The sequence below is a fragment of the Micromonospora sp. CPCC 206060 genome (assembly GCF_036906895.1).
Taxonomy (GTDB): Bacteria; Actinomycetota; Actinomycetes; order Mycobacteriales; family Micromonosporaceae; genus Micromonospora.
On sequence record NZ_JBAKHU010000010.1, the window covers coordinates 66,431 to 84,448 of the forward strand.

At 70.9% G+C, this 18,018-nt stretch carries 20 protein-coding genes; 8 read left to right on the plus strand and 12 right to left on the minus strand.

Annotation, left to right across the window (positions count from 1 at the left end):
• Positions 1-27: 27 nt before the first annotated feature.
• The gene (locus V6U90_RS10415) at positions 28-309 is read right to left on the minus strand and encodes a HesB/IscA family protein (protein ID WP_334433936.1); all 282 of its coding nucleotides are present in this window, start codon (positions 307-309) and stop codon (positions 28-30) included.
• Positions 310-576: 267 nt separating this feature from the next.
• Here V6U90_RS10415 and V6U90_RS10420 point away from each other — a divergent pair, with 267 nt between their 5' ends.
• Both V6U90_RS10420 and dacB read left to right on the plus strand, forming a co-directional pair.
• Complete coding sequence (locus V6U90_RS10420; protein WP_334433938.1) at positions 577-1,299, plus strand: MIP/aquaporin family protein; 723 nt, start codon at positions 577-579, stop codon at positions 1,297-1,299.
• 78 nt (positions 1,300-1,377) lie between these two features.
• Entirely contained in the window at positions 1,378-2,982 is a 1,605-nt protein-coding gene (gene dacB / locus V6U90_RS10425) for a D-alanyl-D-alanine carboxypeptidase/D-alanyl-D-alanine endopeptidase (protein ID WP_334433940.1), read from the plus strand.
• A gap of 52 nt (positions 2,983-3,034) precedes the next feature.
• Here the strand turns inward: dacB and V6U90_RS10430 are convergent, their stop codons facing one another.
• The 3 genes from V6U90_RS10430 to V6U90_RS10440 form a co-directional block, all read right to left on the minus strand.
• Positions 3,035-3,448 carry a hypothetical protein gene (locus tag V6U90_RS10430; RefSeq protein ID WP_334433942.1) on the minus strand — a complete coding sequence of 138 codons (414 nt, stop codon included), beginning with the start codon at positions 3,446-3,448 and terminating at the stop codon, positions 3,035-3,037.
• Positions 3,445-3,777 carry a hypothetical protein gene (locus V6U90_RS10435; protein WP_334433944.1) on the minus strand — a complete coding sequence of 111 codons (333 nt, stop codon included), beginning with the start codon at positions 3,775-3,777 and terminating at the stop codon, positions 3,445-3,447. Before V6U90_RS10435 ends, V6U90_RS10430 begins: the two co-directional genes overlap by 4 nt.
• 112 nt (positions 3,778-3,889) lie before the next feature.
• Complete coding sequence (locus V6U90_RS10440) at positions 3,890-4,363, minus strand: MarR family winged helix-turn-helix transcriptional regulator (RefSeq protein ID WP_334433946.1); 474 nt, start codon at positions 4,361-4,363, stop codon at positions 3,890-3,892.
• Positions 4,364-4,443: 80 nt separating this feature from the next.
• On the opposite strand from V6U90_RS10440, the gene V6U90_RS10445 reads away from it, so the two are divergent.
• Positions 4,444-4,818, plus strand: coding sequence for a cupin domain-containing protein (locus V6U90_RS10445; protein WP_334433948.1), 375 nt, complete (start codon positions 4,444-4,446; stop codon positions 4,816-4,818).
• A 315-nt stretch (positions 4,819-5,133) separates the two neighbouring features.
• On the opposite strand, the gene V6U90_RS10450 is transcribed toward V6U90_RS10445, so the two are convergent.
• The 5 genes from V6U90_RS10450 to V6U90_RS10470 form a co-directional block, all read right to left on the minus strand.
• Positions 5,134-5,571, minus strand: coding sequence for a nitroreductase family deazaflavin-dependent oxidoreductase (locus V6U90_RS10450; RefSeq protein ID WP_334433950.1), 438 nt, complete (start codon positions 5,569-5,571; stop codon positions 5,134-5,136).
• A gap of 29 nt (positions 5,572-5,600) precedes the next feature.
• Positions 5,601-6,812, minus strand: coding sequence for a hypothetical protein (locus V6U90_RS10455; RefSeq protein WP_334433952.1), 1,212 nt, complete (start codon positions 6,810-6,812; stop codon positions 5,601-5,603).
• 141 nt (positions 6,813-6,953) lie between these two features.
• A complete protein-coding gene (locus V6U90_RS10460) occupies positions 6,954-7,907 on the minus strand; it encodes a TerC family protein (RefSeq protein ID WP_334434046.1) in 954 nt (317 codons plus the stop codon).
• Between the two features lie 254 nt (positions 7,908-8,161).
• The gene (locus V6U90_RS10465) at positions 8,162-8,614 is read right to left on the minus strand and encodes a pyridoxamine 5'-phosphate oxidase family protein (RefSeq protein ID WP_334433954.1); all 453 of its coding nucleotides are present in this window, start codon (positions 8,612-8,614) and stop codon (positions 8,162-8,164) included.
• Between the two features lie 61 nt (positions 8,615-8,675).
• Positions 8,676-9,269: a pentapeptide repeat-containing protein gene (locus tag V6U90_RS10470; protein WP_334434048.1), complete on the minus strand. Its 594-nt coding sequence runs from the start codon at positions 9,267-9,269 to the stop codon at positions 8,676-8,678.
• Positions 9,270-9,334: 65 nt separating this feature from the next.
• Here V6U90_RS10470 and V6U90_RS10475 point away from each other — a divergent pair, with 65 nt between their 5' ends.
• Positions 9,335-10,567 carry a serine hydrolase domain-containing protein gene (locus V6U90_RS10475; protein ID WP_334433956.1) on the plus strand — a complete coding sequence of 411 codons (1,233 nt, stop codon included), beginning with the start codon at positions 9,335-9,337 and terminating at the stop codon, positions 10,565-10,567.
• Positions 10,568-10,623: 56 nt separating this feature from the next.
• On the opposite strand, the gene V6U90_RS10480 is transcribed toward V6U90_RS10475, so the two are convergent.
• Positions 10,624-11,391, minus strand: a complete 768-nt coding sequence (locus V6U90_RS10480; RefSeq protein ID WP_334433958.1) for a hypothetical protein — start codon at positions 11,389-11,391, stop codon at positions 10,624-10,626.
• 202 nt (positions 11,392-11,593) lie between these two features.
• Here V6U90_RS10480 and V6U90_RS10485 point away from each other — a divergent pair, with 202 nt between their 5' ends.
• Entirely contained in the window at positions 11,594-12,232 is a 639-nt protein-coding gene (locus V6U90_RS10485) for an NAD(P)-dependent oxidoreductase (protein WP_334434050.1), read from the plus strand.
• Between the two features lie 2 nt (positions 12,233-12,234).
• Here V6U90_RS10485 and V6U90_RS10490 read toward each other — a convergent pair whose 3' ends face one another.
• On the minus strand, positions 12,235-12,699 hold the full coding sequence (locus tag V6U90_RS10490) for a PPOX class F420-dependent oxidoreductase (protein ID WP_334433960.1): 465 nt from the start codon (positions 12,697-12,699) through the stop codon (positions 12,235-12,237).
• 63 nt (positions 12,700-12,762) lie between these two features.
• Complete coding sequence (locus tag V6U90_RS10495; RefSeq protein WP_334433962.1) at positions 12,763-13,383, minus strand: DUF6642 family protein; 621 nt, start codon at positions 13,381-13,383, stop codon at positions 12,763-12,765.
• 277 nt (positions 13,384-13,660) lie between these two features.
• Between V6U90_RS10495 and V6U90_RS10500 the strand changes: the two genes are divergently transcribed.
• From V6U90_RS10500 to V6U90_RS10510, 3 genes are all read left to right on the plus strand, one after another.
• A complete protein-coding gene (locus tag V6U90_RS10500; protein ID WP_334433964.1) occupies positions 13,661-15,100 on the plus strand; it encodes an amino acid permease in 1,440 nt (479 codons plus the stop codon).
• A 301-nt stretch (positions 15,101-15,401) separates the two neighbouring features.
• Positions 15,402-17,558, plus strand: coding sequence for an isoamylase (locus V6U90_RS10505; RefSeq protein ID WP_334433966.1), 2,157 nt, complete (start codon positions 15,402-15,404; stop codon positions 17,556-17,558).
• The gene (locus V6U90_RS10510) at positions 17,486-17,734 is read left to right on the plus strand and encodes a hypothetical protein (protein WP_334434052.1); all 249 of its coding nucleotides are present in this window, start codon (positions 17,486-17,488) and stop codon (positions 17,732-17,734) included. The genes V6U90_RS10505 and V6U90_RS10510 overlap by 73 nt, the downstream gene beginning before the upstream one ends.
• The last annotated feature ends 284 nt before the right edge of the window (positions 17,735-18,018 follow it).

Below are 18,018 nucleotides of genomic sequence, written 5' to 3' on the forward strand. Positions count from 1 at the left end.
CGTCCCGATCCTGCTGGCTGATACGGCTCAGGCCTTCTCGGTGAAACCGAACTGGATGACGCCCTCGTCGTCGACCTCGGCGTCCATCGAGGTGCCGTTGAGCAGCTCCGCCGCGCCGGAGTCGAGGAACACCCGGGCCCCGTTGCTGTCGACCACCTGGTCGCCCTGGGCCGGCTGCGGTACCAGCTCGATGGAGAGCGACCCGGCGCCGGGATCGGAGGCGATCCGGAGCCCACCCACCTCGGGTACCGACTGCTGGGCGGTCAGGTCACGGATCACGAGCACGGCGTTGTCGGTCATGGTGAGCATCTCGGACTCCTCGTGGTATCTCGGTTTCGCGGTCGTCGGTGCAGGCTTGGCTCAGCCCGCTCACGAGCACACGGCGGGAGACGACGGTCGCCGCAGGTCGTACGCGGTCGACGGGACGGGCAGCGAACGGGCCCTCGACCCCCACGTTGCCCGCTGCCGGCCGATCCGTCAAACGGAACGGGCTCTTCTCACCCGGCCTGCCCGGGGGCGGCCCGGCCATCCACCGGAGTTCCCGCACCACCTGCAAATCACACCTATCATGGCGTAATGGACGATTCACGCCGTTATGCCGCCGAATTCCTCGGCGCGCTGCTGCTGGTCTTCTTCGGCGTGGGCAGTGCGGTGGCGGCTCGGCAGGAGGGCGGCGTGGTGGTGGTCGCCCTGGCGTTCGGCTTCATCATGTTGGCGCTGGTCTATACGATCGGCCCGCTCTCCGGCAGCCACGTCAACCCGGCGGTGACCCTGGGCGTACTGCTGTCCGGCAAGATCTCGCCGGTCGGGGCGGTGGCCTACTGGATCGCCCAGTTTCTCGGCGCGGCCGCCGCCGGGTTCATCCTGTGGGGCCTGACCCGCTGGGGCGCCGTGGTCGACCAGACCGGTGTGCTCGGCACCAACGGCTACGGCAAGCACATCAACCTCGGTGGGACGATGGTGCTGGAGGGCGTCCTGACCTTCCTCTTCGTCCTGGTCGTGCTGGTGGTGAACAGCCGGGTCGAGCACGCCGGTTTCGCCGGACTGGCCATCGGCCTCGCCCTGGCCGTCGTCCACCTGGTCGGGATCACCCTCGACGGCACCTCTGTCAATCCGGCCCGGTCGCTCGGACCGGCACTCTTCGAGGGCGGTACGGCACTGCGCCAACTCTGGGTGTTCGTCGTCTTCCCACTCCTCGGCGGTGCGCTCGCCGCAGCCGTCGCCCCCGTGATCCTGAGCGTGGGGCGGGGTTACCGGGGCGAGCCGGAGGAGCCACCGCAGCAGCCCCGCTCCGCCTGATCCCGGCCACCACCGTCTTGGAAAAAACCTTCGCGTCATGTTATGCGTTGGCAGATACCTTCATGGCAGCATCTGCCCATGCATCGTCGCCTCTTCGTCCGTACCCTCGCCCTGGTTGCGCTGGTCGGATCCGCCGCGACCGCCGGCGCACCGACGGCCACCGCCGAGGCCCCACCCCCGGCCCTGGTCCAGCTCACCTCGACTCTGGACAACCTGCTGGCGGACGCCCGGCTGACCGGCGCCCAGGCGGGGGTGGTGGTGGCCGACGCCGCCACCGGCCGCACCCTCTACAGCCGCAACGGTGACCGCCGCCTGGTCCCGGCATCCAACACCAAACTGCTCACCGCAGCCGCCGCCCTGGAACTGCTCGGCCCGGACCACCGCTTCACCACCGACGTGCACCTGGCCGGAGCCCACCGGGCCGGCCTGGTCAACGGTGACCTCTACCTACGGGGCGGCGGCGACCCGACAATGCTCGCCGCGGACTACGACCGGCTGGCCGCCGACGTGGCCGGCTCCGGCGTCCGCGTGGTCACCGGCAACCTCGTCGCCGACGACACCCGCTACGACCCCACCCGGCTCGGTCCGGACTGGACCTGGGACGACGAGTCGTACTACTACGCCGCGCAGGTCTCCGCGCTGACCGTGGCCCCGGACACCGACTACGACGCCGGCACCGTCATCGTCAACGCCGCCCCGGCCGGTACCGCCGGCGCGCCCCCGGTGGTGACGCTGACCCCGGCCACCGGGTACGTCCGGATCGACAACCGGGCGACCACCGTGCCGACCGGACCGACGACCGTGTCGTTCGAGCGGACCCACGGCACCAACACCATCGTGGTCACCGGGCAGATCGCGCTCGGCGCGGCACCGGAGAGCGACTGGATGACCGTCTGGGAGCCGACCGGGTACGCCGCCGACGTGTTCCGCTCGGCACTGCGCCGGCACGGCGTACAGGTACTCGGGCGGACCGTGCTCGGCCGGGCCACGCCGGAGAACGCCCGGCCGGTGGCCCGGCACGACTCGATGCCGCTGGCCGAGCTGATGGTGCCGTTCATGAAGCTCTCCAACAACGGCCACGCCGAGGTACTGACCAAGGAGATCGGTCGGGTCGTCTCCGGCTCGGGCACCTGGCCAGCCGGGATCGCCGCGATCAGCGGGTACGTCGCCCGCGCCGGGATGGACACCGCGACGCTGCGCCAACGGGACGGTTCCGGGCTCTCCCGACGCAACCTGGTCCCGCCCGCCGAATTCGTCGACCTGCTGGTCGCCGTCCGCGCCGAACCCTGGTTCGACACCTGGTACCGCGCCCTGCCGGTCGCCGGCAACCCGGAACGCTTCGTCGGCGGTACGCTGCGCAGCCGGATGCGGGGCACCGCCGCGGCGGACAACGTGCACGCCAAGACCGGCAGCCTGACCGGGGTATCCGGGCTGTCCGGCTATGTGACCGACGCCGACGGCCGGCTGCTGGCCTTCTCCATCGTGCTGAACAACTACCTCGCCTCGTCGGTGAAGAGCATCGAGGACCAGATCGCGGTGACGCTCGCCGGGTACACCGAACGCTCCGGCGCAGCGGCCCCGGGCGGTACCGGCGCCCGCCGCGTACCGGACCGCGCGCCCGACAACGCCACGCCCCCGTCCGCCGACATCGAATGCTCCTGGGTGAAACCCTCCGCCTGCTGAGATGTAAGGAAGGGCCCCTTCTTATCGCTTTCGGTATAGGAAGGGGCCCTTGTTAACCGTCCTCATTGCCCCGGCAGACGCCAGCGTGCTCGTGGCGCAGTCCGCAGCGCCGTAGGTCATCCAGCGGCCGGTCGCAGAAAACCTGATGACGGACCATCAACCGGTCCTTGTCGGAGAGCGTGGCCGCACCGAAGTCGATCACATCCACATGCCCCAGGCAGTCCCGAATCCGCTCGACCAGGGACATCGCCGCGTCCAGACTGGTCACCGTGGTGGGCAGGTGGACCACCCAGCGACGTACGTTGCCCCGGGGGGCGGAACCGGCTTCCTCCGGACGGGCTGCTCCGGACGGCGCGTCCGGCAACCGGGGTACCTCGGTCACCGCGTCCGCCGGCTGGCCCGGGCCGGGCACGGCCACCACGGGCCGGCGTGGTCCGGGGGTACGCGGATGAGCCTCGGCCGTCATGCGACCGGCCGTCCGGCCGGACCCACCACGGCGGCCGGGTCGCCGTGTTCGATCAGCGCTTCGATCTCGGCGGGACGCAGCCCGCGCAGCGCGAGGACCCGCCGCCCCCAACGGTTCAGCCGGCACGGGTACGGAGCAGCGTCGTTGCGGCAGACCGTACCGCCGGACCAGCGACGGGGGGCATGCACGACCACCGCCCGGACGGCGAACTGGGCGTCCTCGCCGGTCACGTACGGCGGGAGGGGGATCTCGCCGAGCACCTCCCCCGGCTGTTCGCTGGTGTCGCCCTGGCCGGCGTACCGGACGGTGCGGGTGGAGCTGCTGATCATCTGGGGACCCTCCATCGGGGACTACGGATCGGTCAGCAGAAAGTTACGACAGCATCCACGCAGCGCGACGGACAAACTGTCCCAGCCGCGCCCACAGACCGGACGGGGCGCGTCACCAGACCGGACGCAGTGGCGGCGGCCGGTCGCCCGACCGGTCGCGGATCAGCCGGGCGAGCACCTCCCGGAGCCGGGCGAGGTCGGCGGCGCCGAGCCGGTCGGCCAGTTCACTCTCCAGTCCGTGCAGCACCTGACCGGCGACGGCCAGGTGCCGGACCGCCGCGTCGGTGAGGAGGACGAGCCGGCGGCGCCCACCGTCCGGGTGCGGCTCGCGACGGACGTACCCACGTCGCTCCAGGTCGTCGACGATCTGCCCGGCGGCCTGCTTGGTCACCCCGAGCCGCTCGGCCAGCTCGCTGCTGGTCGCCCCGCAGCCCTTGAGCACCTGGAACACCATGCCGTGCACCGGCCGCAGATCGGCGTACCCTGCGGCGGCCACCCGCTCGACGAACTCGCCGAGCACGAGCTGGAAGCCCATCCCCAGCAGGAAGGTGAGTTCGGCGTCGGCAAGCGGGTCGGCGTCGGGCATGGGGACATCTTGACACACGCGAGTCAAGCCGCTTTACTCAGCCGGGCCAGCGAGTAAAGACGCTTGACTCAGGAGTGACGATGAACATTGTCGACGAGACCGAGGCCCGGACGACCACCTCCCCGGGCGGGACGATCAGCGGGCTCGCGGCCCCGAGCCAGGGCAGCCACGAACTGAGTACCTGGCGGGTACGGATGCCAACCGGCGCCACCGGCCCGGTGCACACGATCGACCGGGAACAGGTGTGGATGCCGGTCAGCGGTGCGCTCACCGTCACCGTGGCCGACCGCACCGAGGTCGTACGCGCCGGCCAGGCACTGATCCTGCCGGCCGGCGCGGTCCGGCAGATCAGGGTCACCGACACCCCGACGGAGGTCCTGGTCTGCATGGCGGCCGGCGGCACCGCCACGTTGCCCGGCAGCGACGACCGGTACCCGCTGCCCTGGGCCTGCTGACCTGGTCGCCCCTGGGATGCGCGGCTCGGCGGGGACCTCTCCGGTCCCCGCCGAGCCCCGGACCGACCGGACGGGGTGCCACGGCCGGCCCGCCCCCGTTCACCGACCGCACCCCCGGCGCCGTCGGCGCGTACGGCGCGGGCGGGCGACCATCGCGATCACCATTCCCCACACCTGAGCAGGTGAACCGGCGCCGTGAGCCGGGAGGGCCGGTCGCACGGCTGTCGTCATACCGCCCAGCCTGCCGGCGACGGCGCATGCCCGGCTCCCGCCATCGAGGGGAACACCTCCCTCGCACGGGGGAGCCGGGTCAGATCACCCGCGTTCCAGCAGCACGACGGGAATGTCCCGGTCGGTCCTCGCCTGGTACCCGTCGTACGCCGGCCAGATCGCCGTCATGACCGGCCAGAGTCGGGCCTTTTCCGCCGGGTCGGCGGTTCGGGCCACGGCGCGGAAGGTCTCCGCACCCACCTGCACCTCCACCTGCGGATCGTCCAGCAGGTTCAGGTACCAGGCGGGATGCCGGGGATCACCACCCTGGGAGGCGACGACCGCGTACCGGTCGCCGTCACGACCGTAGATCAGGGCCGTGCGGCGCAGTTTGCCGGAACGCCGGCCCCGGGTGGTCAGCAACAGGGTGAAGACCCCCGGTCGCCACTCGTGCCCCTCGGCGCCGCCAGTGGCGACGTACCGGTTGATGTGTTCGGCGACCCAGCCCTCCGGGCTGTCCAGCACCTGCTCACCCGCTGTCATGGCGTCCCCTTCCCGCCCCCGTGCCCACGCTACTCCCGTCCCGGCCCGCCGGCGGGGTGATCGGCAGCGGCCGGGACGGGAGGCAACGCGACCGGCAACGGCCGGTCAGCAGGCAACGCGATCGGCCGCTGCCGGTCCAGCCGCTCCAGTCGCGTGACCGGCAGCGCCGGGAGGGCCGCCTCCCAGCGGCGCAACATCCCGGGCACCGGCCACCGCACGTCGGCGTGCCGCCAGATGGCGTCCCGGCAGCGGGAGTACCAGCTCAGCCGGCTGTTCGGCAGGTTGGACCGGAAGATCCCGTCCCGCAGGTCGAACAGCACCCGCAGCGAGTGCCGGAAGGCGAGCAGGCTCCGGCGGTGCTGCGGTTGCCGGTCGATCCAGCTCAGGTCCCGACCGTCGCAGGTCTCGCAGTCACACGTCCACAGTCCCGCCTCCGGGAACAGGGCCTGGGTGCGGGCGATGACATCGGTCCGCCGGTACGCCAGGCACCGCCCCACGATGGCGGACGGCCGGCCGACCCGGGGCGCCGGGCCGGACACCGGCGGCACCGGGTAGAGGTGGCGCAGCGCGGGGACGGTGCCCACGGCCGCCGCCGTCGCTCCGCAGCAGAGCGCACCGAGCGCCGAGATGTCGCAGCGCAGCAGCAGTACCGGTACCCCGCAGTCGAGGACCTCCAGCAGGCCCTCGACGGCACCCGGCTCCGCGAACGGGTCCGCCGGATGTTCCAGGACCAGTGCCACCGGAACCCCGGCGAGCGCGACGTAACGGGTGAGGGTCCGCCGGGCATCCGTACGGGTCAGCCAGGAGATGTGCAGGGGCAGCAGGGCGATGGCGTCGCCCAGCCGCGCCGTGGCCTGGAGCAGGTGCCACAGGCCGGCGGCGTCACCGGCGGCGACGTACCCCGAGTCGGTGAGCACGGGCAGCCCCAGCTCCCGCTGGCTGTCGATCCACCAGTCACTGAACGGGGTACGGGCGTCGCAGCGCCTTACACCCGTGTACCGACCGGCGTCGAGTAGGAGGGGGCGCGGGAACCGGCCGCTCCGGACCAGGCGACGGGCCTGGTCGAGGCAGGTCCGCCGGCGGTCGGCCGCAGCCGTGATGACGAGGCCGCTGCCCGGCTGGTCGGCGACGGTCGCGGCCTCGGCGATCTGACTGGGACCGCAGTGCACCAGCAGGGACCGGTCGAAGCAGTCCGCCGGGCCCGTCGGCCCTGGCCGGGGACCGGCCGACCCATCCGCCACCGACACTCCCACCGATCGCGCACCGTCCCCGCATGGTAACGCTGCGGAATCGAGGTGCGCGAATTTCCTGCCGGGTTCCTGGCAGATCCGGCCCGACCGGCGGCCCCGTCCCGGCGGTGAGGCCCGCGTTGACAGCCACGGTCAGGGCCGACGGTCGGGGCGCGCCCTCCCGCCACCACGGCTCTCGTGCCGGGTGGCGAGTACGCTCCAGCCGATCGACACGGCGATGGTGAGCACGATGAATCCGAGGGTCACCGGCACGGGGAGCTTGCCGACCGGCGTCTCGGCCAGGATCAGCTTGACCCCGGCGAAGGCGAGCAGCACGGCGAGCCCGTAGTGCAGGTGGGCGAAGCGACGCAGCAGCTCGGCGAGACAGAAGTAGAGGCTGCGCAGGCCGAGGATGGCGAATGCGTTCGCGGTCCAGACGATGAACGTGTTGGTGGTGATGGCCAGGATCGCGGCGACCGAGTCGACCGCGAAGACCAGGTCGGTGGCCTCCACCGCGACGAGTACGACGAGGAGCAGGGTGGCCCGTCGACGGCCGTCGACCCGCACCAGGAACCGGTCACCGTGGAAGCGGGGATCGATGGATATCAGCCGCCGGACCAGCCGTACGAACAGGTTGCGCTCGGGCTCGATGTCCTCCTGGCGCTTGAAGGCCATCTTCCAGCCGGTCCAGATCAGGAAGACCCCGAGGACGTACGCCGTCCAGAAGAACCTCTCCAGCAGTTCCGACCCGGCGAAGATGAAGCCCAGCCGGAAGATCAGCGCGCCGATAACCCCCCAGAAGAGCACCTTGTGCTGGTACTGCGGGGCCACCTTGAAGTAGGTGAAGATCAACGCGAAGACGAAGACGTTGTCGATGGAGAGCGCCTTCTCGATCAGGTACCCGGCGTAGTACACGCCGGCAGCCTCCGGATGCCAGGCGAAGAGCAGCAGGCCGAAGGAGATGCCGGCGACGATCCAGACGGCTGACCAGAGCAGCGCCTCCCGGACGCCGATGACGTGGTTGTCCCGGTGCAGCAGGATGTCGACGGTGAGCATGGCCGCGAGGAGAACGGACACGGCGAACCACGCCCACAGGGGCACCACCAGGGTGGCAACGTCCGGCACCGGTCAGGTCCGCAGCACTTCTGGGCAGCGCGGGGGGCCGGTCAGCAGGCGGACTCGCCGCAGCCGCCGGTACCGGTACGCTCCCCCCGCCCGCTGGGTCATAACGGCACGATACGGGCAGCGGGACCGGCTACGGAGTAGGTCGACGGAACAGCGCCGTCAGCCGGTGGTAACCGGCTGGTCGTCGCGCACACCCTGCTCGACGGCCGCAACGCGTCCGTCGACGTCCCGACCGCCTAGTGCCGCTTACGCCGGGTCAGCCCCCGGCCCGGGTGCCAGCTCTCGATGACCAGGTGGTCCGACGGCTCCCCCACCCGGGTCAGCACCACCTCGGTCAACTCGATCCGGAACCGGTGCGACCCGTCCTCGGCGGCCGGCTCCTCGTGCGCCCGACCGGCGATCTTGGCGTCCCCGCCCCACGAGCCCGGATCGTCCTCCGGCGTGTCCTCGGTCGGGCAGTGCAGCGCCACCCGGGGATCGCGGAGCAGGTCGCGTGCCTTCAACGAGCCCGGCATGCTGCCCAGCCGCAGCTCACCGTCGTCGTCGAACTGGAACTCGGTACCGCTGATCCGGGGCGAACCGTCGCGGCGCAACGTCGCCATGGTGCCGTGCTTGCGGACGGAGAACCGGGCCCGCACCCGCTCGGCGAACTCCGGCTCTTCCTTGACCAGATCTGACCACCACGCCATGTCGGACAGCATCCCATCCGGAATGGATGATCGCCTCCCCACCGCGCGGAGCCACCGCCGGTCAGCGGATCTCGAAGCCGAGCGACCGGGCGATCACCAACGCCTGATCCGGGTCGATCACCGCCCCGCCGACCTCCACCGCCGTCGGATCGAGCGCGGTGAGGTCACTGCCCCGCAGGTCGCACCCGGTGAGCCGCGCGGCGTGCAACTGGGCGGCGGACAGGTCCACCCCGGTGAACGCGGCGTCGGCGCAGTTCGCCCCGGTCAGGTCGGCCTCCCGCATCCGGACCCCGGAGAAGGCCACGCCCCGCAGGTCCGCCCCGGGGAGCACCACGTACGACCAGTCCCCGCCGGTCACCCGCAACGGCCGCAGGTCGCACTGCACGAAACTGCTGCCGACCAGCTTGCACCCGGTGAACTCGGCCTCGAAGAAGTTGCACCGCTTGAACTCGCAGCGTAGGAAGGCCGAGTCGGTGTGCCGGGACGCGTTGAACTGCACATTGCCAAAGACACACTCGGTGAAGACCGCACCCCGCGTGACCGCCTCGGTCAGGTCGACGTGGAGGAACCGGCATCGGGAGAAGTGCCGCTCGACGAACTCCTCCGCGTACCAGTCGTCGTCGCGGAAGGTCACGTCCTCGGTCAGCTCCACCACCAGGTCGAGGCTAGTGTGTCGCACCGACACTTTTCCCCGCCCCGACCAGACGTTAGGTTCGGGCGATGAGCGTGGCACGGACCGTCGACCCGGATCAGGTCGGCTTCGACCCGGCGCGGTTGGCGCGCATCGACCGGCACTTCGAGCGGTACGTCGATGACGGCCGGCTCGCCGGCTGGCAGATCGTGGTGACCCGCCGGGGTGAGATCGCCCATGCCTCGACGTACGGGCTGCGGGACCGGGAGGCCGGCCTGCCGGTCGAGCCGGACACCCTCTGGCGGATCTACTCGATGACCAAACCGGTCACCTCGGTCGCGGCCATGATGCTCTGGGAGGAGGGCTGCTTCGAGCTGACCGACGAGATCAGCCGGTGGCTGCCCGAGTTCGCCGACGTTCGGGTCTACCAGAAAGGCTCGGCACTCAAGCCGTACACCGTGCCGGCGACCGAGCCGATCCGGATCTGGCACCTGCTTACCCACACCGCCGGTCTGACCTACGGTTTCATGCAGACCTCGGTGGTCGACGGCCTCTACCGGGCCGCCGGCTACGACCTGCTACCACCGGCCGACGTCGACCTCGCCACCGCCTGCACAGCCTTCGGCGAGTTGCCGCTGCTGTTCCAGCCCGGTACCGCCTGGGGCTACTCGGTCGCCACGGACGTGCTGGGTCGCCTGATCGAGGTGGTCTCCGGGCAGTCGCTGGACACCTTCCTCGCCGAGCGGATCTTCGCACCGCTGGGCATGACCGACACCCGGTGGTGGGCCGACGACGCCGACGCGAAGCGGCTCGCCGCGCTCTACGTACCCGATCCGGGCAGCGGCCGGGCCGTCCGCTACGACCGGATCGGCACCCTGGCGCACCAACCGCCCCGGCTTCTCTCCGGCGGCGGCGGCCTGCTCTCCACCGCCGCCGACTACCACCGGTTCACCCAGATGCTGCTCCGCGAGGGCGAGTGGAACGGGGTACGCCTGCTCGCTCCCCGGACCGTGCGTTTCATGACCCGCAACCACCTGCCCGGCGGCCGGGACCTGGGTGAGCTGTCGGTCGGCGGCTTCGCCGAGACGGTCTTCGACGGCATCGGCTTCGGGCTCGGCTTCGCTGTGGTCCTGGACCCGCTGCCGAGCCGGAGCGCCAGCAGCGTCGGCGAGTACTACTGGGGCGGAGTGGCCAGCACCGCGTTCTGGGTAGACCCGGCCGAGGAGGTCACCGCGTTGCTCTTCACCCAGCTGATGCCGTCGAGCACCCATCCGCTCCGCTCCCAGCTACGGCAACTGGTCTACTCGGCCCTGGTCGAGTAGACCACCCCCGTACAGGTCGGGGCCGCCGCAGCGCGCACGGCCCCGACCCGTACCGGTCAGTTCAGCGTCTGGGCCGGCTGCGCCTGGACGGTCGCGGTACCACCGGCGTTCAAACCCGAGATCAGGTACGCGGTGGCGGTGCCGTCCGGCGTGACGGTCCAGAGGTCCGGCACCCCGTCACCGTTGATGTCGGTTGCCTGGAGGGCGGTCAGCGACTCGCCCGTCCGCCAGTTCGCGGCGATCTCGAACTGGGTGCGGGTGACCGTGCCGGTACCGTCGCCGTTGTCGGCGACGGTCACCCCCTGCCAGAGGTACAGCGCACCCGTCGCCTGGTTACGCAGGAACAGGGCCACCCCGGAGGCGACCCGGGTGCTGGCGATCGCCCAGTTCTGCCAGTCGGTGCCGCCGGTCGGGGTGGTCACGGTGAGCCGGTAGTTGCCGTAGTAGACACCGTTCAGCGGCATACTCGGGTGATAGGTCAGTCCGTAGCCGTTCACCGGGTCACCGGTGACGCTGATCAGATCGGGAGCGAGGGGCTCCACTCCGTCCGCATCGTACCCGTTCGCCAACCGCAGCGGACTGTTGCCGTACGGATCCTGGAGACCCTGCGGGTCGATCCTGTTCGTGTTGGCGCTCAACTGGGTCTGCAACACCGACCCGTCCCCTTCACCGGAGATGACGGTGCCGGCACCGGCATTGACTCCGTCCGGGTAGTAGACCAGCACGTCCTCCCAGCCGGACCAGTGGAACTTGCCGGTGATCACCTGCGCACCGTCGAAGGCAGCCGGCACGTTGTTGCCCCGCCCCTTGATCCCGATGTTCACCTCATGGGGTTCTCCCTACGCGTGTCACGCTCGGACACGCCTCGATCACGGTAGCGACATGAATCGACGCCTACCGACCCGGTAGCTCGAACGGGACGTCCGCCAAGTGTTCCGTTCCGGCCACGTGGGTACGGGCGGCTTCGTAGCCTGGGAGGCGGGCGGCCTGCCCGGGCAGCTCAGCCGGCGTACGGGAGGCGGTCAGGTGGGCAACATCGTGGTGTTCGGCGCCGGCGGCACCCTGGGCTCCCGGGTCTGCGCCGAGGCCGTGCGGCGGGGCCACCGGGTGACCGCGGCGGTACGCCGACCGGAGGCGGTGACCTATCTGCCGCCGGAGGTCACCGTGGTCCCCGGTGACGCCACCTCGGCCCGGTCGGTGCGGGAGCTCGCCCCGCTGGCCGATGCACTGGTCGTGGCGATCGGCGGCCCCGGCCGTACGCCCTGGCGGGAGGCCGCCGAGACGCTGGTGACCACGCTGCGGGACGTGCCGGCGGCGCCCCGGATCATCCACCTGGGTGGCGGGGCGACCCTGCTGGCCCCGGACGGTACCCGGTTCCTCGACGCTCCCGACTTTCCCGACCAGTACCGGGAAGCCGCGACCGGTCAGGCCGACGCGCTCGACTACTACCGGTCGTCGACCGGCGTCACCTGGACCTACCTCTCCCCGCCGCCGCTGGAGTTCCATCCCGGCGAACGCACCGGACGGTACCGGACCGGCGGCGACCGCCCGGTGACCGACGAGCACGGCCGCTCGGTGCTCAGCTACGAGGACTTCGCGGTCGCCGTGGTCGACGAGATCGAGCACCCGCGGTTCGCGGACGCCCGGTTCACCGCCGCATACTGACGTCAGTCGGCGAGCCGGGCCGGGAAGCCGCCGGTGGCGACCGGTCCCCAGGTGTCGATGGTGACCCGGATCAGGCACTTGCCCTGCCGTTGCATGGCGTCGCGGTACCCGTCCCAGTCCGGGTGTTCGCCGGAGATCCGGCGAAAGTACTCCACGAGTGGCTCCAGCGCCTCCGGCAGGTCCAGCACCTCGGCCGTGCCGTCCACCTGCACCCACGGGCCGTTCCAGTCGTCGGAGAGCACGCAGAGCGAGACCCGGGGGTCGCGGCGCAGGTTGCGCACCTTGGCCCGTTCCGGGTACGTCGAGATCACGATCCGTCCCCCGGTGTCCACCCCGCAGGTCACCGGGGACGACTGGGGCCGGCCGTCCCGGCGGAACGTCATGATGACCGCCCGGTGCCGGGGGGTGAGGAACCCGATCAGGGCGTCCCGGTCGACCTGCTGGTTGGTCGCGATGTTCGGTGTCACCGGTCTGTTGTACTACGCCCGGGGCGGACCCGCCGGGAAAGAGTCGGCCACGTCCGGCGGTGGTCAGCGGGCGATGGACTGGGCCGGTACCCGGGGCCGGCCGGCCGGACGCCAGGCCCGGCCGTTGGCGTAGATCACCCGGAACCCGAGGTACGACGCGAGCGGCGCCCAGTGCGCCGAATCCATCCGCAGCTCCGCCGCGTTGTGCCGGTGCCCGTTGGCCAGCACGTCGAGCAGCACCGTCTCGAAGGCGGCCGACTCCACCCAGTCGACCTTGCGGGTGTACCCGCAGACCAGCGCCGCCCCGGTGACCGCGAGGAAGTCCTTCAGGGTGGCGTCGGAGGCCCGCAGCACCGAACAACTGCCGAAGTAGAGCCGTTTACCCTCGCAACGGCCGGCCATCCGGTCGGCCACGTCGTCGAGGTCCACGGAGTGCCAGTCGGTGAGGCAGAGCCGGGTCGGCTCGCCGTGCATGGCGAAGAACCCGACCCGGTAGTCGGCGTACTGCTTGAGCAGCCAGCGGTCGAGGAAGAAGTTCAACTCGTCGGGGGTGGCGGCGTCCTTGTGGATGAAGCGGATCTTGCCGAGCCGCTCCAGCAGCTCCAGCGTCGGCAGGACGGAACCGCGGTCGTTGAGATCACGGTGCCACTGCCCCTCCAGGCAGAACACCCCGCCACGCGCCACGCCGACTCCCTCCACCGGGCCCGGCCAGTGACGTTACCGCCTCACCCGGCGGCCACGCCGCCGGCCCGCAGGGCCACCAGCCGGCCGTGCGCACCACGGCGACAGCAACCTGATTCGGCGTACGCCGTTGAGCCGGGTGCCGGGCCGCACCGGAAGGACGTGGCCGGACCTGCCGCACCCACCGAAACAATCGAACTGCGTTAATTTGTATCCCTGGCGTCGTCAGGATGCTGGCGGCGGCACCCCCATGGCAGCCCGCGAGCGAGAGGGGTCGACGATGACCTCCGGACAACCGGCACCCGACGGCAACAGGGGCCTGTTCCGCCGCAAGCCGATCGACAAGGTCACCGACGAAACCGACACCGCCGGAGGCGGTGCCGGGCTGGCCCGGTCACTGGGCCTGTGGCAGCTCACCGCGATCGGGGTCGGCGGCATCATCGGGGCGGGGATCTTCGCCCTGGCCGGGGCGGTGGCAAACCAGACCGCCGGACCGGCCGTCCTCTTCTCGTTCCTGATCGCCGGGGTGGCCAGCGCGGCGGCCGCCCTGTCGTACGCCGAGTTCGCCGGCATGATCCCCCGGGCCGGCTCGGCGTACACCTACAGCTATGTCGTCCTCGGCGAGCTGGTGGCCTGGTTCATCGGCTGGGACCTGCTGCTGGAGTACACCGCGATCGTCGCGGTGGTGGCGATCGGCATCTCCGGCTACTTCGGCTTCCTCGTCGGCCAGATCGGCATCGATCTGCCGGCCTGGATGCTGGGTGCGCCCGGCACCGGAGAGGGCCGGGTGGTGGACCTCTTCGCGGTGCTGCTCTGCCTGCTCATCGCGTTCCTGCTCAACCTGGGCATCCGGTCGGCCGCCCGGTTCGAGACCGTCGTGGTCGCCCTCAAGGTCGCCGTGGTGCTGATGGTGATCCTGGTCGGCTTCCTCTACATCAACACCGCGAACTACTCGCCGTTCTTCCCGTTCGGGCTCTCCGGGGCGCTCACCGGCGCGGCGACCGTCTTCTTCGCCGTGTTCGGCTACGACGCGATGAGCACGGCGGCCGAGGAGTCCCGCGACGCCACCCGGCACATGCCCCGGGCCATCCTCTACTCGCTGGGCATCTCGATGGCGCTCTACGTGCTCGCCACCCTGGTGCTGACCGGCATGCAGCACTACACCGAGATCGACCCGGAGAGTGGTTTCTCCTCGGCCTTCGCCTCGGTCGGACTCTCCGGGCTGGCCAGCATCATCGCGGTGGGTGCAATCGTCGGCATCCTCACCGTGATGTTCACCTTCATGCTCGGGGTGACCCGGGTCTGGTTCTCGATGAGCCGGGACGGGCTGCTGCCCGCGTGGTTCGCCAAGGTGCACCCGGTGCGCCGGGTGCCGAGCCGGGTCACCTGGATCGTCGGCGTGGCATCCGCAGTGATCGCCGGTTTCCTGCCGATCCGGGAGGCCGCCGAGTTGACCAACATCGGGATCCTGCTCGCCTTCGTCGTGGTCTGCATCGCGGTGATCGTGCTGCGGTACAACCGCCCCGACGCGCCCCGGACCTTCCGACTGCCGGGCATGCCGCTGGTCCCGGCGATCGGCGTGATCTTCTCGGTCTGGTTGATCACCTTCCTCGCCCCGGAGACCTGGCTGCGGTTCGCGGCCTGGTTCCTGCTGGGCCTGGTCATCTACTTCGGTTACAGCCGGCGCCGCTCCCTGCTGGCCCGCCGGGCCGGCCGCTAAGCCAGCAGCCCACAGCCGGCCGGCAGGGGCCTGAGCGGCGCCCACCGGCCGGCCGGAACCGCCACCCGGACCCCTTTACGCCCCGGAAACCGGCTGCCATCTTCACTGCAATACTTGCAAATATTTACAGATATCGTGCTCTGATCTTGCAGGGCATCGTGCTCTGATCTTGCAGGGCATCGTGCTCTGATCTTGCAGGGCGCGGCACCGACCGGCACCCGGCCAACCGGGTGCCGGGGAACGTTCAGGTACGGCGGCGACGCCCGGCGTCGCCGCCGGCGGTCCGTCCGGGAGACCCGTCATGCCCAGCGTCAGAGTACGTCCGCACCGCGCCGGCATCCTCGCCACCGCCCTCTGCACGGCGCTGGCCGCCCTCGGCGTCGTCCTGCCCGCCGCCGCCCCGGCCACCGCCTCGATCGACGCCCGCAGACTGGGCGCCCGGTACGACGCCACCGGCACGACCATCACCTTCCGGGTCCACTCCGTGGCAGCCACCCGGATCGCGGTCTACCTCTACGCCAGCCCCACCGGCGCAGCGGAACGGATCAGCTACGTGCTGACCGAGGAGACCACCGACGTGTTCAGCCGGACGGTGAGCGTGGCGACGCTCCGCGACACGTACGGCATCACCGGCACCGTCTGGTACGGCTACCGCGCCTGGGGCCCGAACTGGCCGTACAGCACATCCTGGACACCGGGTTCGTCGGCCGGGTTCATCAGCGACGTCGATGCCGCCGGCAACCGGTTCAACCCCAACAAGCTCCTCGTCGACCCGTACGCCCGGGAGATCAGCCACGACCCGCTGCGCCCCGGGATGACCGACCGCACCCTCTACGCCTCCGGTACGACGTACCGCAACCGGGACAGCGGCCCGCACGCGCCGAAGGGTGCGGTGCTCGCCGCACCCACCGCGGACGTCGGCACCCGCCCGACCCGCGCGCTCAAGGACGACATCGTGTACGAGGTACACGTCCGTGGCCTCACCATGAACGACCCGGCGGTGCCCGCCGCCTACCGGGGCACCTATCGGGGTGCCGCGCTGAAGGCCGGCTACCTGGCCTCGCTCGGGGTGACCGCGGTGGAGTTCCTGCCGGTGCAGGAGACCCAGAACGACACCAACGACGTCGACCCGACCGGCACCGCCGGAGACAACTACTGGGGCTACATGACCCTGAACTGGTTCGCCCCCGACCGCCGGTACGCCTACGACCGCTCCCCCGGCGGACCGACCCGCGAGTTCCAGCAGATGGTGAAGGCGTTCCACGGCGCGGGCATCAAGGTCCTGCTCGACGTGGTCTACAACCACACCGGGGAGGACGGCGAGTACGACAGCGGCCGGTACGACATCTGGTCCTGGCGTGGACTGGACAACCCGACCTACTACTCGCTGACCGCCGACCGGCAACGATCCTGGGACAACACCGGGGTGGGCGGCAACTACAACAGCTACCACCCGGTCGCCCAGGACCTGATCATCGACTCGCTGGCGTACTGGAAGAACACCCTCGGCGTCGACGGCTTCCGGCACGACCTGGCCTCGGTGCTCGGCAACACCTGCCAGCACGGCTGCTTCAGCTTCAGCCGGACCGACCCGGGCACCGCGTTGAACCGGATCACCCGGGAGATGCCGCCCCGACCGGCCGGCGGTGGCACCGGGGTCGACTGGATCGCCGAACCGTGGGCCCTCGGTAGCGGCACCTACCAGGTCGGCAACTTCCCGGCCGGCTGGTCCGAGTGGAACGGCCAGTACCGGGACACGCTGCGCCGCGACCAGAACAGGCTCGGCGTCGACGCCGTCACCCCGGGGCAGCTCGCCACCCGGTTCGCCGGCTCCTCCGACCTGTACGGCGACGACGGGCGCCGGCCGTGGAACTCGGTCAACTTCGTGGTCGCCCACGACGGGTTCACCCTGCGTGACCTGTACGCCTGCAACGGCAAGAACAACACCCAGCCGTGGCCGTACGGGCCGAGCGACGGCGGCAGCGACGACAACATCTCCTGGGACCAGGGCGGGGTCGCGGCCGACCAGCGCCGGGCGGCGCGCACCGGGCAGGCGCTCCTGCTGCTCTCCGCCGGCACCCCGATGATCACCGGGGGCGACGAGTACCTGCGCGGCGTGCGCTGCAACAACAACCCGTACAACCTGGACTCGTCGGCGAACTGGCTGGGCTGGACTCCCGACACCGACCAGCAGAACTTCCACACCTTCACCGCCCGGCTGGCGGCGTTCCGCCGCGCCCACCCGGCCCTGCGTCCGGTCGACTTCTACCGCGACACCGACGGCAACGGCAACGGGCTGCCCCAGATGTCCTGGTACACCCCGGCCGGTACCGCCCCGGACGCCGGGTACTGGGCAACGCCGGCAACCACGCCCTGGCCTGGCGGATCGACGGCACCGAGTTCGGCGACCCGGCCGCCGCCATCTACGTCGGCTACAACGGTTGGTCCGGTGACGTGAACTTCGTGCTGCCCGCGCCGCCAGCCGGGAAACAGTGGTACCGGGTCACCGACACCTCGAACTGGGCCGAGGGCGCCAACCAGGTCGCCGCCCCGGGCAGCGAGGCGCTGATCGGCGGCCAGGGCACCAACTACCTGCTCCGCGCCCGCGCCGTCCTCCTCCTCATCGCCCACTAGCTTGTAAGGAAGGGCCCCCCATTAACGCTTTCGGTAGAGGAAGGGCCCCTTATTAACACCTGCCACCGGACACGACCACGGCAGCGACGAGCAGGGCAACGGCGGTGGAACAGCCGGCGGCGGCCCACCACCGGAGCTGGCCGCCCGGCAGCGACCGGTCGGGCCAGCGCGCCCTGCGCCTCGACCTGCGCCTGTTTTGCGGCCGGGGGCGGCTCGGCGGTGTGCCGTGCGGTCAGCGCCGCCATCTGGGCTTCGAGCGCGGCGAGGCGCTCCTCCAGGTTGCC